Annotated in this window: 10 protein-coding genes; 7 read left to right on the top strand and 3 right to left on the bottom strand. The window is 71.8% G+C overall.

The genetic code is table 11. From position 1 onward, the window contains the following. Positions 1-267: 267 nt before the first annotated feature. Both ACZ39I_RS08430 and ACZ39I_RS08425 read left to right on the top strand, forming a co-directional pair. Positions 268-1,089 (top strand): SAM-dependent methyltransferase, encoded by an 822-nt coding sequence (locus ACZ39I_RS08430; protein ID WP_403654367.1) that lies wholly within the window; start codon positions 268-270, stop codon positions 1,087-1,089. Then, positions 1,086-3,230: a putative bifunctional diguanylate cyclase/phosphodiesterase gene (locus ACZ39I_RS08425; RefSeq protein ID WP_403654369.1), complete on the top strand. Its 2,145-nt coding sequence runs from the start codon at positions 1,086-1,088 to the stop codon at positions 3,228-3,230. The genes ACZ39I_RS08430 and ACZ39I_RS08425 overlap by 4 nt, the downstream gene beginning before the upstream one ends. A gap of 12 nt (positions 3,231-3,242) precedes the next feature. Here the strand turns inward: ACZ39I_RS08425 and ACZ39I_RS08420 are convergent, their stop codons facing one another. Next, positions 3,243-4,472 (bottom strand): outer membrane protein assembly factor BamB family protein, encoded by a 1,230-nt coding sequence (locus tag ACZ39I_RS08420; RefSeq protein ID WP_467243684.1) that lies wholly within the window; start codon positions 4,470-4,472, stop codon positions 3,243-3,245. Positions 4,473-4,513: 41 nt separating this feature from the next. Then, positions 4,514-5,401: a LysR family transcriptional regulator gene (locus ACZ39I_RS08415; RefSeq protein WP_467243683.1), complete on the bottom strand. Its 888-nt coding sequence runs from the start codon at positions 5,399-5,401 to the stop codon at positions 4,514-4,516. A gap of 119 nt (positions 5,402-5,520) precedes the next feature. Here ACZ39I_RS08415 and ACZ39I_RS08410 point away from each other — a divergent pair, with 119 nt between their 5' ends. From ACZ39I_RS08410 to ACZ39I_RS08390, 5 genes are all read left to right on the top strand, one after another. Continuing rightward, a complete protein-coding gene (locus ACZ39I_RS08410) occupies positions 5,521-6,192 on the top strand; it encodes a succinate dehydrogenase (RefSeq protein ID WP_467244358.1) in 672 nt (223 codons plus the stop codon). 2 nt (positions 6,193-6,194) lie between these two features. After that, complete coding sequence (locus tag ACZ39I_RS08405) at positions 6,195-8,141, top strand: fumarate reductase/succinate dehydrogenase flavoprotein subunit (protein ID WP_467243682.1); 1,947 nt, start codon at positions 6,195-6,197, stop codon at positions 8,139-8,141. After that, positions 8,138-8,887, top strand: a complete 750-nt coding sequence (locus tag ACZ39I_RS08400; RefSeq protein ID WP_467243681.1) for a succinate dehydrogenase/fumarate reductase iron-sulfur subunit — start codon at positions 8,138-8,140, stop codon at positions 8,885-8,887. Before ACZ39I_RS08405 ends, ACZ39I_RS08400 begins: the two co-directional genes overlap by 4 nt. A gap of 286 nt (positions 8,888-9,173) precedes the next feature. Next, positions 9,174-9,944 carry a GNAT family N-acetyltransferase gene (locus ACZ39I_RS08395; protein ID WP_467243680.1) on the top strand — a complete coding sequence of 257 codons (771 nt, stop codon included), beginning with the start codon at positions 9,174-9,176 and terminating at the stop codon, positions 9,942-9,944. Continuing rightward, entirely contained in the window at positions 9,944-10,747 is an 804-nt protein-coding gene (locus ACZ39I_RS08390; RefSeq protein WP_467243679.1) for a lysophospholipid acyltransferase family protein, read from the top strand. The genes ACZ39I_RS08395 and ACZ39I_RS08390 overlap by 1 nt, the downstream gene beginning before the upstream one ends. Positions 10,748-10,827: 80 nt before the next feature. Here ACZ39I_RS08390 and ACZ39I_RS08385 read toward each other — a convergent pair whose 3' ends face one another. After that, on the bottom strand, positions 10,828-13,176 hold the full coding sequence (locus ACZ39I_RS08385; protein WP_467243678.1) for an ATP-binding cassette domain-containing protein: 2,349 nt from the start codon (positions 13,174-13,176) through the stop codon (positions 10,828-10,830). Positions 13,177-13,180 lie beyond the last annotated feature (4 nt).

The following is a 13,180-nucleotide window of genomic DNA, read 5'->3' as shown; positions in this document are numbered from 1 at the left end:
CCACCGGTCCGACCCCTCCGCGCCGCACGGAGGGGTCGGACCGGTTTGCCGTCATTTCCCGCAACTCCCCGCGATTCGGCGCCCGTTCCGGAACTCTCCGGAGCGCGGCGCCTACGTTTCGTGAAGAATCGGCAGCCGCTTCCGAGCGGCACGTGCCGCAGGCAGTGACCGGGAACGGACGGTCAATTTCCGTTTCCGCTCGCTCCATTGGCGGGCGATCAGTAGCCTCAGCTCGAACACCGGATCGCCTACGCCTTGGAGAGATACATGGAGCGTCCCGCCTGGGCTCCCCGGAACATCGACATCTCGGTGCCGAGCGTCGCGCGTATCTACGACTTCTACCTGGGCGGTTCGCACAACTTCGAGGCCGACCGGGAGGCCGCCCGCAGGGCCATGGAGCACGCGCCGGGGCTGCCGAAGACCATGCAGGCGAACCGGGCGTTCCTGCGGCGGGCGGTGCGGTTCGCCGCCGAGGAGGGCGTCACCCAGTTCCTGGACATCGGTTCCGGCATTCCGACCTTCGGCAACGTCCACGAGGTGGCCCAGAGTGCCCGCCCCGGCGCCCGGGTCGTCTACGTCGACCACGACCCGGTGGCCGTCGCGCACAGCCAGGCGGTCCTGGAGGGCAACCCGGACGCCGGCGTCGTCGCGGCGGACCTCCGTAAGCCCCAGGAGATCCTTTCGAACGCCGAGGTCCAGGGCCTGATCGACCTGAACCGTCCGGTGGCGCTGCTTCTCGTTGCCATACTGCACTTCGTGGAAGACGCGGACGACCCGTACGGAGCGGTGGCCGAACTGCGCGACGCGCTCGCGCCCGGCAGCCTGCTGGTGCTCACGCACGCCTCGTACGAGGGCATGCCGCTTCCGCCGGAGCGGGCCGAAGGCGCGGTGGACGTGTACAAGGACATTCGCAACCCGCTGATCATGCGCTCGCGCGAGGAGATCGCGCGGTTCTTCGAGGGGTACGACATGGTGGAACCGGGACTGGTGTCGCCGCCGCGGTGGCGGCCCGATTCGGCGACCTGGAACCCCGACGACGAGGATCCGTGGGCCTTCGCGGGGTTCGCCGGCGTGGGGCGTTCCGCGTGATCGCCGAGCCGGACGGGCCGGAGGACAGACTGCGCCGGTTCGCGACGATCTGGAGCCGGGCCGTGTTCCCGGTGACCTCGACGTCCGCGACCCGGCCGGAGTTCGAGGAACAACTGCTGCCGCTGGCCCGCCGGTTGAGCGGGGCACTCGCGGCCAGGACCGTCGACACGGACGAGGGCCGGGCGATCGGCGCCGCCCTCGTCGACGCGCACTGCACGGACCCGGAGGCGCTGAGCCGCTCCCTGGACTGCGTCGACGCCTATCTGGTGCTCTACTGCGGCGGCGACGGTGACCGCGAGGACCTGCGGTCCCGTTCCGCCCGTCTGCAGCACGCCATGGCCGCCGGGTTCGCCCAGGCGCTGCGCGAGCGGACGCTGGCCGAGCAGGAGGCCATCGCACAGGCCGCCCTGCAGGCGCAGGGCGCGGTGGCACAGGCGCTGCACGCGACCGAGGCGCGATTCCGGGCGGTGTTCGAGGGCGCGGCCATAGGAATCGGCATCGCCGACCTGGACGGCAACGTCCTCCAGGTCAACGGCGCGCTGCTGCGCATGTTCGGCCTCACCGACCCGACGATGCGCGGTCGCAAGGTCCAGGAGTGGACCCACCCCGAGGACGCGCCGCAGACCTGGAAGCTCTACGACGAACTCGTCCGCGGCGAGCGCGAGCACTACCACCTCGAAAAGGCCTTCTACCGCCCGGACGGAACGGTCCTGTGGACCAACCTGACGGTCTCCCTGCTGCGCGACGCCGACGGCGCCCCGCAGTACCAGCTAGCCCTCATGGAGGACACCACCGAGCGCCGGCTGCTCAACCTCCGGCTGCGCTACGAGGCCACGCACGACGCCCTCACCGGGCTGCCCAACCGCACCCTGTTCTTCGAGCGCCTGGAGAAGGCCCTCAGCGCCGGCGAGGGCCAGCGGTTCGGCCTGTGCTACCTCGACCTCGACGGCTTCAAGACCATCAACGACAGCCTCGGCCACGCGGCCGGCGACCGGCTGCTCGTCGAGGTCGCCGACCGGCTCCAGTCCTGCGCGACCGCGCCGGGCGAGATGGTCGCCCGCCTCGGCGGTGACGAGTTCGTGGCGCTGACCACCGGCCCGGACACCGAGAGCGAGGTCGACGACCTCGCGGCCCGCATCATGAACGTGCTGCTCGCCCCGGTCCGTATCGACGGCCGGGAGCTGACCGTGCGCGGCAGCATCGGCATCGTCGAGGGTCCGGCGGGCGAGCGGGGCCCCGCGGAGGTGCTGCGCAGCGCCGACATCACGATGTACCGGGCCAAGTCGGCGGGCGGCAACCGCTTCGAGCTGGCCGATCCGGAGGCCGACGCCCGCGCCATCACCCGGCACGGACTGACCACGCAGCTGCCCGCGGCCCTGGAGCGGGGCGAGTTCTTCATCGAGTACCAGCCGCTGGTGCACCTCGGTGACGGCAGTGTGCGGGGCGCCGAGGCGCTGGTGCGCTGGCTGCACCCGCAGCACGGCGTCCTCGGCCCCGACCGGTTCATCCCGCTCGCCGAGCACACGGGACTGATCGTGCCGCTCGGCCGTTGGGTCCTGGAGCAGTCGGTGCGGCAGGCCCGCGAGTGGCGAGAACGGTACGGCGAGAACACGGCGGGCGGCCCGCTCCGCATCAACGTCAACCTCTCGCCCTGCCAGCTGACCCACCCGGGCCTGGTCCAGGACACCGTGGACATCCTGGAGCGCGCCGGCGTCGACCCGGACGCGCTCTGCCTCGAAGTCACCGAGTCGGCCCTCATCGGCGCCGACGACGACCTGCTCAAGCCGCTGCGCCAACTCGCCGAGATGGGCGTCGACATCGCCCTGGACGACTTCGGTACCGGCTACTCGAACCTGGCGAACCTGCGCCGTCTCCCGGTCAGCGTCCTCAAGCTGGACCGCTCCTTCACCCGGAGCATGCAGCAGTTCCCCGCCGACCCGGTCGACCTCAAGATCGTCGAGGGGATCGTCTCGCTCGCCCACGGCCTGAACCTGGCGGTGACGGTCGAGGGCGTCGAAACCGGGGCCCAGGCCGAGCAGTTGCGGATACTGGGCTGCGACACGGCCCAGGGCTGGTACTACGCCCGCCCGGGCCCGCCGGAGCGGCTGCACCAGCTGGCCCTGGTGGACGCGGCGGGCTGAGTCCCGCCCGGCCTAGGGCAGCGGCAGCGAGCGCAGGGAGCCGTGGGTGTGGGCCATGACGACGACGTGGCCCGTGTTCCCGCCCGGCGTGATGAGCACGGGGTGTTCGCCGTCTCTGGTCTGCGCGTACGCCGCGGACATGCGGGGCGCGGCGGCTCCGGTCCCCTGCGGACCTGCGTGCAGGTCGATCGTGAGCACGCGGCCCCGCGTGGCGTCGTTGCCGGGGGTGAAGGTCACGAACCGGCCGCCGGCCACGGTGGCGTCCGCCTCGGTGGCGTACGCGGTCCACAGTGTGCGGTTGTGCTCGAGGTCGTACGCGTTCCAGTTGCCCGCGCTCGTGTCCTCGGCGCCGGCCTCGTACAGCACCAGGACCCCGTCGTCGGAGATCACCCCGCGTACGGGCTTGTCGATCGTGTTCCTCGGGGTCGGCAGCGGCCTCAGCGCCGCCGGGTCCAGGCGCCGCATGGGCGGGAAGGTGTCCCCGGCGGAGAACGGGCTGCCGGTGCAGACCAGGTAGTGGCCGCCGGTGACGAGGTGCGGGCACTCGACGCCCGTGGGGCTGGTCGCCACGGTGTTGCCGGTGCGGGCGTCGCGGGCGGTGACCCGGGTGCCGTCGGCCGTGTAGACGCGGCCCCGGAAGGCGGCCAGGGGTTCGCCCGTGCTCCAGGCGACGGTCCGGTGCCACAGGGGCCTGCCGTCGGATGCGCGAAGGGCGTCCAGTACGGCGGTCCTTGACGTGGGGTCCGACGTTGCGAGGGTGTACACGACACCGCCCGCCGCGCCGAGGGAGGTGTAGGCGCTGCCGGTGGGCAACCGATGGGTCCACGCCTGCCGACCCGTGCGCAGGTTCGCCGCGTGGAGCCTGCCCGCGACCGCGGTCACGGCGCGTTCGTCGGCCGCGTCGACGACGAGTCCGGCGCTCTTGCCGCGGTCGCTCGCGGCCACGGCCCAGGTGTTACGGCCGTCGGCCCGCGAACGCCCCACGAATCCGCCGGAGTCGGTCGCGCACACCACCTGGTGCGCCGTCGCGCCGCAACTGCCGTGGGCCTCCCGGCCGGAGAGGGGCGCCGTCCACGCGCGCCACGGGCCCGAGACGGACCTCGAGGTCGTCTGCACCGTCGGTCCGGAGGCACCGGACGGCGAGGAGACCACCGGACTCTGCGGTCCGCCGGACGCGGTGTTCCCCGCGCACCCCACCAGCACCAGCAGTACTGCGCCCACCGCAACGATCTGCCGCTTCATCCCCGCCCACCCCGTCCGAGAAAACCCCATGCTACGGCCGCTCAGCGCGCCAGGAGCATCCGCTGCAACTCCCGTGCTGCCCGCGGCGGAGCCACATCGCTGCGGTGGGCCAGCGCGATCGTCCGGTGCAGCCCCGGCCGGGCGAGCGGGGTGACCCGCAGCCCACGCCCGGAGCGCGTGGCGACCATGCGCGGTACGACGGCCACGCCCAGGCCCGCCCGCACGAAGCCCAGCACCGCGTCCATCTCCCCGCCCTCCACCGCGAAGTCCGGCTCGAAGCCCTCGGCGCGGCACGCTGCCACGGTCAGTTCGCGCAGGTCGTAGCCGTGCCGGAACATCACCAGGGGCTCGCTCTCCAGGTCGGCGACGCGGACGGTACGGCGGCCCGGGCCGCCCGGGGCCGGCGCCTCCGGCGAGGACACGACGACCAGGTCCTCGCGCAGCAGCTCCACCGTCGTCAGCGCCGGGGACGGCGACGGCAGCGGGAGGACCACCAGCGCCAGGTCGAGGGCGCCGCGCGCGAGCAGCCGTACGAGATCGTGGGAGCCGCCCTCCTCGATCATCAGCCGGATGCCGGGATAGCGGTCGTGGAAGGCGCGCAGCACGTCCGGCAGCAGGCCGGTGCACAGGCTCGGGGTCGCGCCCAGCCGGACCCGGCCGCTGCGCAGCTGCACCAGCTCCTGCACCTCGTGCCGGGCCGTGTCCGCGTCGGCCAGGATGCGACGGGCCAGCGGCAGCAGGGCCTCACCCGCGTCGGTGAGGGTGATGTTGCCGCGCGCCCGCAGGAAGAGGTCCGCCCCGAGCTCCCGTTCCAGGGCTCTGATCTGCTGTGACAGGGAGGGCTGGGCGACATGGACCGCCTCGGCGGCGCGGGTGAAGTGCCGGGTCTCGGCGACCGCCACGAAGTACTGGAGCTGCTGGAACTGCATCCCCGCACGATAGCCGCTCCCTATCGAATCAAGCCGGACCATGTCTTGGACCGATGGGGCTGTTCCGGCCTAGCGTCGTGGCCATGGCTCTGGCAACGCGGACGGACCGACGGCCGTCCATGGCACGCACCGTGTGGGACAGCTCCGTCGGCAAGAAGACCGTGATGGCCGTGAGCGGCCTGATCATGCTGCTGTACCTGGTCGTCCACATGATCGGGAACCTGAAGATCTTCTTCGGGGCGGGCGAGTTCAACCACTACGCGCACTGGCTGCGCACGGTCGGCGAACCGTTCATGCACTACGAGTGGACGCTCTGGCTCATCCGGATCGTGCTGGTGGCCGCCGTCGTCGCGCACGCCGTCTCGGCGTACCAGCTCAGCCGCCGCGACATCCGGGCGCGGCCCAGCAAGTACGTCCACAAGAAGCCGCGGGCGAGCTACGCGACGCGCACCATGCGCTGGGGCGGCATCATCCTGGGCCTGTTCATCGTGTGGCACATCCTGGACCTGACGACCGGCACCGTGCACTCCGGCGGCTTCCAGGAGGGCCACCCGTACCAGAACGTCGTGGACACCTTCTCCACCTGGTACGGCAACGTCATCTACATCGTCGCGATGCTCGCCCTCGGCCTGCACGTCCGGCACGGCTTCTGGAGTGCCGCGCAGACCCTCGGCGTCGGCAGCCGCACCCGCGACCGTGCCCTCAAGGCCGTCGCCAATGTCCTCGCACTGCTGCTCACGGCCGGCTTCATCGCCGTGCCCGTGGGTGTCATGACCGGAGTGGTGAGCTGAACATGACGTACACCGACTACGTGACCGGCGAACCGGTCGTCGACACCAGGGCTCCGGCAGGGCCGGTGGCCGAGCGCTGGGACAAGCGCCGTTTCGAGGCCAAGCTGGTCAACCCCGCCAACCGCCGCAAGCACACGGTGATCGTCGTGGGTACCGGCCTCGCGGGCGGCTCCGCGGGCGCGACCCTCGCCGAACAGGGTTATCACGTCGTCCAGTTCTGCTATCAGGACTCCCCGCGCCGCGCCCACTCCATCGCCGCTCAGGGCGGCATCAACGCGGCCAAGAACTACCGCAACGACGGCGACTCGATCCACCGCCTCTTCTACGACACCGTCAAGGGCGGCGACTTCAGGGCGCGCGAGTCCAACGTCCACCGCCTGGCACAGATCTCGGTGGAGATCATCGACCAGTGCGTGGCGCAGGGCGTGCCCTTCGCGCGGGAGTACGGCGGTCTGCTCGACACCCGCTCCTTCGGCGGGGTGCAGGTCTCCCGGACCTTCTACGCCCGCGGCCAGACGGGTCAGCAGCTCCTGCTGGGCGCGTATCAGGCGCTGTCGAGGCAGATCGCGGCAGGGAACATCGAGATGCGCCCGCGCACCGAGATGCTCGACCTGATCGTCGTCGACGGACGGGCCCGCGGGATCGTGGCCCGCGACCTCGTCACCGGCCGCATCGACACGTACTTCGCCGACGCGGTGGTGCTGGCCTCCGGGGGCTACGGCAACGTCTTCTACCTGTCGACGAACGCCATGAACTCCAACGCCACCGCCATCTGGCGGGCCCACCGGCGCGGCGCCCACTTCGCCAACCCCTGCTTCACGCAGATCCATCCGACCTGCATCCCGCGCACCGGCGACCACCAGTCCAAGCTCACGCTGATGAGCGAGTCGCTGCGCAACGACGGCCGGATCTGGGTGCCGAAGGCCAAGGGCGACACCCGTCCGCCGAACCGGATCCCCGAGGACGAGCGCGACTACTACCTGGAGCGCATCTACCCGTCCTTCGGCAACCTGGTCCCGCGCGACATCGCCTCCCGCGCCGCGAAGAACGTCTGCGACGAGGGCAGGGGAGTGGGGCCGGGCGGACAGGGCGTGTACCTCGACTTCGCCGACGCCATCCAGCGCATGGGCCGGGGGGCCGTGGAGGCGAAGTACGGCAACCTCTTCGACATGTACCAGCGGATCACCGACGAGGATCCGTACGAGGTGCCGATGCGGATCTACCCCGCCGTGCACTACACGATGGGCGGCCTGTGGGTCGACTACGACCTCCAGACCACGATCCCCGGCCTGTTCGCGATCGGCGAGGCCAACTTCTCCGACCACGGGGCCAACCGCCTCGGCGCCTCCGCGCTGATGCAGGGCCTGGCCGACGGCTACTTCGTGCTGCCGGCGACCATCAACGACTACCTCGCCCGCAACCCGCACCAGGACGCGGTGACCGGCGAACACCCCGCCGTGCAGGAGGTGCTGGCGGAGACCGAGGACCGGCTCAACCTGCTCCTCGCCGTCGACGGCGACCGCACGCCGGACTCCTTCCACCGCGAGGTCGGCGAACTCATGTGGGAGTTCTGCGGGATGGCGCGCACCGACTCCGGTCTGCGCAAGGCGCTGGAGCGCATCCCGCAGATCCGCGAGGAGTTCTGGCGGCGGATCAAGGTCCCGGGCACCGGCGAGGAGTTCAACCAGTCGCTGGAGAAGGCGAACCGTGTCGTCGACTACCTGGAACTCGCCGAGCTGATGTGCCTCGACGCCCTGCACCGCGCCGAGTCCTGCGGCGGGCACTTCCGTGAGGAGTCCCAGACACCCGACGGCGAAGCCGCCCGCCGGGACGACGAGTTCGCCTACGCGGCGGCCTGGGAGTTCACCGGCACCGGCGAGGCTCCCGTCCTGCACAGGGAAGACCTGGTCTTCGAGTACGTCCACCCCACCCAGCGGAGCTACGCATGAAGCTCACCCTGCGCGTCTGGCGACAGAAGAACGCCGACGCCGACGGCGCGATGTCCACGTACGAGGTGGACGGCATCTCGTCCGACATGTCCTTCCTGGAGATGCTGGACACCCTCAACGAGGAACTCATCCTGCGCGGTGAGGACCCGGTGGCCTTCGACCACGACTGCCGCGAGGGCATCTGCGGCGCGTGCTCGCTCGTCATCAACGGCGACGCCCACGGGCCCGAGCGGACCACCACCTGTCAGCTGCACATGCGGTCCTTCTCGGACGGTGACACGATCGACGTCGAGCCGTGGCGGGCGTCCGCGTTCCCGGTGATCAAGGACCTGGTCGTGGACCGGTCGGCCTTCGACCGGATCATCCAGGTCGGGGGATACATCACGGCGCCCACCGGATCGGCACCGGAGGCGCACGCCACGCCGGTGCCCAAGCCCGACGCCGACTTCGCCTTCGAGCACGCCGAGTGCATCGGCTGCGGGGCATGTGTCGCCGCCTGTCCCAACGGGGCGGCGATGCTGTTCACCTCGGCCAAGGTGAACCATCTGAACGTGCTGCCGCAGGGGGCGCCGGAGCGGGAGACCAGGGTCCTCGACATGGTCGAGCAGATGGACGCGGAGGGCTTCGGCGGCTGCACGCTCGCGGGCGAGTGCGCGACGGCCTGCCCCAAGGGCATTCCGCTGGTCTCCATCACCAGCATGAACAAGGAGTGGCTGCGGGCGACCCGGAAGGCCGCCCGGCGCTGAGAGACGTTCGCCGACAAGGTGCGGACGGGCGGGGCCGGACGTGGTGCTCAAATCCGGCCCCGCCAAGGTCACGTGGAGAACGCCTCATCGGTCAGGCCGACCTCCCTCCGGCCACCGGCGGGACACCGGCCGGACGACGGAGTCGCAGGTCCCGGACACCTTGCCCGAGCCGTTCAGCGTCCGCACATCCGCGCTCTCGGAACCCGTCACGTACACGCCAACCGGCGTCGGGAGAACTGGGACAGCGGCACCGCTCGCCGCCTCCGCCCGTGACCTGGAGAGTGCCATGACCGGCGTTTCCACCCTGGACCGTCCCCCGCAGAGCGCTGCCCCGGCCCGCTACACCGTCACCCTGGCCCGCGACGAGGACGACGTACGGGCCGCGCAGCGGCTGCGGCACGACGTGTTCGCCGGGGAGATGGGTGCCCTCCTGGCCACCCCGGAACCCGGCCTCGACCTGGACGGCTTCGACGCCCACTGCGACCACCTGCTCGTCCGCGACACCGTGACCGGACAGGTCGTCGGCACCTACCGGCTGCTGCCTCCGGAGCGTGCCGCGGTGGCCGGACGCCTGTACTCGGAGGGCGAGTTCGACCTCGCGCCGCTCGACGCGATCCGCCCGGGACTCGTCGAGGTCGGCCGCTCCTGCGTGCACCCCGAGCACCGCGACGGGGCCGTCATCGGTCTCATCTGGGCCGGGATCGCCCGCTACATGGTGGACCGCGGCCACGACTGGCTGGCGGGCTGCTGCTCGATCCCGCTCGCCGACGGCGGCGCGCTCGCGGCCGGCACGTGGAACCGGGTGCGCACCAAGTACCTGGCTCCCGAGGAGTTCCGGGTGCGGCCCCTGCTGCCCTGGGAGCCCGCGGAGAACACGCCCGCGGCCCGCACCGAGCTGCCCCCGCTGCTGCGCGGCTACCTGCGCCTGGGCGCCTGGGTGTGCGGACCGCCCGCCCACGACCCGGAGTTCGGGGTCGCCGACCTGTACGTGCTGCTGTCGATGCGCCAGGTCAACGCCCGCTATCTGCGGCACTTCCTCTCGCTCGTCCCGGCCTGATGAGCGTCTGGCTGCCCAGCGCGCCCTGCACCCCCGGGGCGTGTCTGGAGCGGACGGGGGCCGCCACGGCCGTACCCCGTGCCGTGCTGCGGCTCCTCGCGGTCACGGCGGTCCTGCTCGCCGGGATCGCGCTGCTGCCGGCCGGCCGGTGGATCCCGGCCGGAGTGGTCAGGTGGTGGTGCCGGGCTGTGGTGCGGGCCTCGGGCGTCCGGATCCGCGTGTCCGGCGCCACCACACCCGTGGGCGGAGTGCTGCTGGTCGCGAACCACATCTCCTGGCTGGACATCCCGCTGCTGGCCGCCGTACGCCCGGCCCGGATGCTCGCGAAGTCCGAGATCCGCCGGTGGCCGGTGGCGGGTCGGCTGACGGCCCGCAGCGGCGCGCTGTTCATCGAGCGGGACCGGCTGCGTGCCCTCCCGGGAACGGTCGCCCGGATCGCCGACGCGCTGCGCGAGGGTGCGGCGGTCGCCGTCTTCCCCGAGGGAAGCACCTGGTGCGGCCGCGCCCAGGGTCACTTCCGCCGCGCGGTGTTCCAGGCGGCCCTCGACGCCGGGGTGCCCGTCCAGCCGGTGAGCCTGCGGTACCGGCTCGCCGGCGGCGGGCCCAGCACGGCCGCCGCCTACATCGGTGACGACTCACTGCCGGCATCGGTATGGCGGGTGGTGTCGGCACGCGGGCTGACGGCCGAGGTGGAGGTTCCGGCCCCGATCACCCCGGGCAGCCACCCCGACCGCCGTTCCCTGGCCCGGGTGGCACAGTCGCTCGCGTGCGACGGGCGCACCGGCGAGCATGCGACCGGCTGACCGGGCAACAGCCGTCGTGCCGCCCGACGGAGTCGGCCCGCCCGCGACGGAGTTGCGGCTGCGCGCCGGGGCTCCCGGACTCAGGTGCCGGCGCCCAGCGTCCTGGCCAGGTACGGTGCCGTGGCGCTGCCCTCCGCCGCGGCGACGTCTTCCGGCACGCCGGTCCCCGTGATGCGGCCACCCTCGTCACCGCCGCCGGGGCCCAGGTCGATCACCCAGTCCGCGCCCGCCACCACCGACATGTCGTGCTCGACGACGATCACCGTGTGTCCGGCGTCCACGAGGCCGTGGAGTTGGCGCATGAGGACCTCGACGTCGGCCGGGTGGAGACCGGTGGTGGGTTCGTCGAGGAGGTAGAGGGTGTGGGCGCGGCGGGCGCGCTGGAGCTCGTTCGCGAGCTTGATGCGCTGGGCTTCGCCGCCGGAGAGTTCGGTGGCGGGCTGGCCGAGGTGGAGGTAGCCGAGGCCGATGTCGAGCAGGGTGGTGAGACTGCGGGCGACGAGCGGGGTGTCCGCGAAGAAGTCCACCGCCGCCTCCACCGTCAGGTCGAGCACCTGGGCGATGTTCCGTCCCCGGTACGTCACTTCGAGTGTCGCGGGGTTGTAGCGGGCCCCGCCGCAGTCCGGGCAGGGCGCGTAGGTGCTCGGCAGGAAGAGCAGCTCGACGCTGACGAACCCTTCGCCCTGGCAGGTCTCACAGCGCCCTCCCGCCACGTTGAAGGAGAAACGGCCCACCCCGTAGCGGCGTTCACGGGCCTCGTCGGTGGCGGCGAAGACCTTGCGCACCACGTCGAACAGGCCCGTGTAGGTGGCGAGGTTGGAGCGCGGGGTGCGGCCGATCGGCTTCTGGTCGACCGAGACCAGACGTCCCACCCCCTCCAGTTCCTCGGTGATCTCACCGACCAGCGTGGACTTGCCCGAGCCCGACACCCCGGTCACCGCGGTGAACACACCGAGCGGGAACTCGGCCGTCACCCCGCGCAGGTTGTGCCGGTTGACCGGGCCGACCTTCAACTGCCCCCTCGGCGAGCGCACTTGACGCTTGGGGGTGGGGGAGCGATCGAACAGGTACCGGGCGGTCGCGGACTCCTCGGCCTTCGCCAGCTCCGCCACCGGACCGCTGTGCAGCACCCGCCCGCCGTGCTCACCCGCCCCCGGCCCGACGTCCACGAGCCAGTCCGCGCCCCGCATGACGGCCAGGTCGTGCTCCACCACGAACACCGAGTTGCCGGCCGCCTTCAGCCGCGCCAGCACCGTGAGCAGCGCCTCGGTGTCCGCGGGGTGCAGTCCGGCGGAGGGTTCGTCGAGGACGTACACCACTCCGAACAGTCCGGACCTCAACTGGGTGGCGAGGCGCAGCCGTTGGAGTTCGCCCGCGGACAGGGTGGGGGTCGCGCGGTCCAGGCTCAGATAACCGAGGCCGAGCTCGACGACGGGCGCGATACGGGACTTGAGGTCGTCGGTGAGGACGCGGGCGGTCTCCCCGTGGGCGACCAGCGAGGCGGCCAGCTCGGTCAGCGGCAGGGCCGCGAGGTCGGCGATCGTGCGGCCCGCGAAGGTGACCGCCATCGCCTCCGGACGCAGCCTGCTGCCGCCGCAGACGGGGCACGGGGCGGCGACCAGGAAGCGTTCCGCCTTCGCCTTCAGCGTCTGGCTCTTGGAGTCCGCGAACGTCTTCAGGACATAGCGGCGGGCGCTCATGTACGTGCCCTGGTACGGGCGTTGGATACGGTCCGCGTCCCGCACCGGGTGCACCGTGACCACCGGTTGCTCGTCGGTGAACAGGATCCACTCGCGCTCTTCGGCGGGCAGTTCACGCCACGGCCGGTCCACGTCGTGGCCGAGCGCGTCGAGGATGTCCCGCAGGTTCTTGCCCTGCCAGGCACCGGGCCACGCGGCGATGGCGCCCTCCCGGATCGACAGCGACGGGTCGGGCACCAGCGACTGCTCGGTCGTACGGTGGACGCGGCCCAGGCCATGGCACTCCGGGCAGGCGCCGACCGCCGTATTGGGGGAGAAGGAGTCCGAGTCGAGCCGCCCGGCGCCGGGCGGGTAGTCACCGGCCCGGGAGAACAGCATGCGCAGCGAGTTCGAGAGGTTGGTGACCGTGCCGACGGACGAACGGGACGTCGGTGCCGAGCGCCGCTGTTCCAGCGAGACCGCGGGCGGCAGCCCGGTGATCTCCCCGACCTTCGGCGCCCCCACCTGGTGGATCAGTCGGCGCGCGTACGGCGCCACCGACTCGAAGTACCGCCGCTGCGCCTCCGCGTAGATCGTCCCGAACGCCAGCGACGACTTCCCCGACCCGGACACCCCCGTGAACACGGCCAGCACATCCCGTGGGACGTCGACGTCCACGCCCTGGAGATTGTGCTCCCGGGCACCGCGGACGCGGACGTACGGGTCGTGGGAGCCGGTCGGGTCGGACATGGGA

It is taken from the genome of Streptomyces sp. NPDC024687 (assembly GCF_055559055.1).
The sequence above is the reverse complement of the archived record's forward strand: the minus strand, read 5'-3'. Positions and strand labels throughout refer to the sequence as shown.

Bases quoted from the DNA above. Each gene is read 5' to 3' on its own strand.
- ACZ39I_RS08405 (WP_467243682.1), top strand. From the start codon at position 6,195: ATGACGTACACCGACTACGTGACCGGCGAACCGGTCGTCGACACCAGG.
- ACZ39I_RS08390 (WP_467243679.1), top strand. From the start codon at position 9,944: ATGAGCGTCTGGCTGCCCAGCGCGCCCTGCACCCCCGGGGCGTGTCTG.
- ACZ39I_RS08415 (WP_467243683.1), bottom strand. From the start codon at position 5,401: ATGCAGTTCCAGCAGCTCCAGTACTTCGTGGCGGTCGCCGAGACCCGG.
- ACZ39I_RS08410 (WP_467244358.1), top strand. From the start codon at position 5,521: ATGGCACGCACCGTGTGGGACAGCTCCGTCGGCAAGAAGACCGTGATG.
- ACZ39I_RS08400 (WP_467243681.1), top strand. From the start codon at position 8,138: ATGAAGCTCACCCTGCGCGTCTGGCGACAGAAGAACGCCGACGCCGAC.
- ACZ39I_RS08430 (WP_403654367.1), top strand. From the start codon at position 268: ATGGAGCGTCCCGCCTGGGCTCCCCGGAACATCGACATCTCGGTGCCG.
- ACZ39I_RS08395 (WP_467243680.1), top strand. From the start codon at position 9,174: ATGACCGGCGTTTCCACCCTGGACCGTCCCCCGCAGAGCGCTGCCCCG.
- ACZ39I_RS08385 (WP_467243678.1), bottom strand. From the start codon at position 13,176: ATGTCCGACCCGACCGGCTCCCACGACCCGTACGTCCGCGTCCGCGGT.
- ACZ39I_RS08420 (WP_467243684.1), bottom strand. From the start codon at position 4,472: ATGAAGCGGCAGATCGTTGCGGTGGGCGCAGTACTGCTGGTGCTGGTG.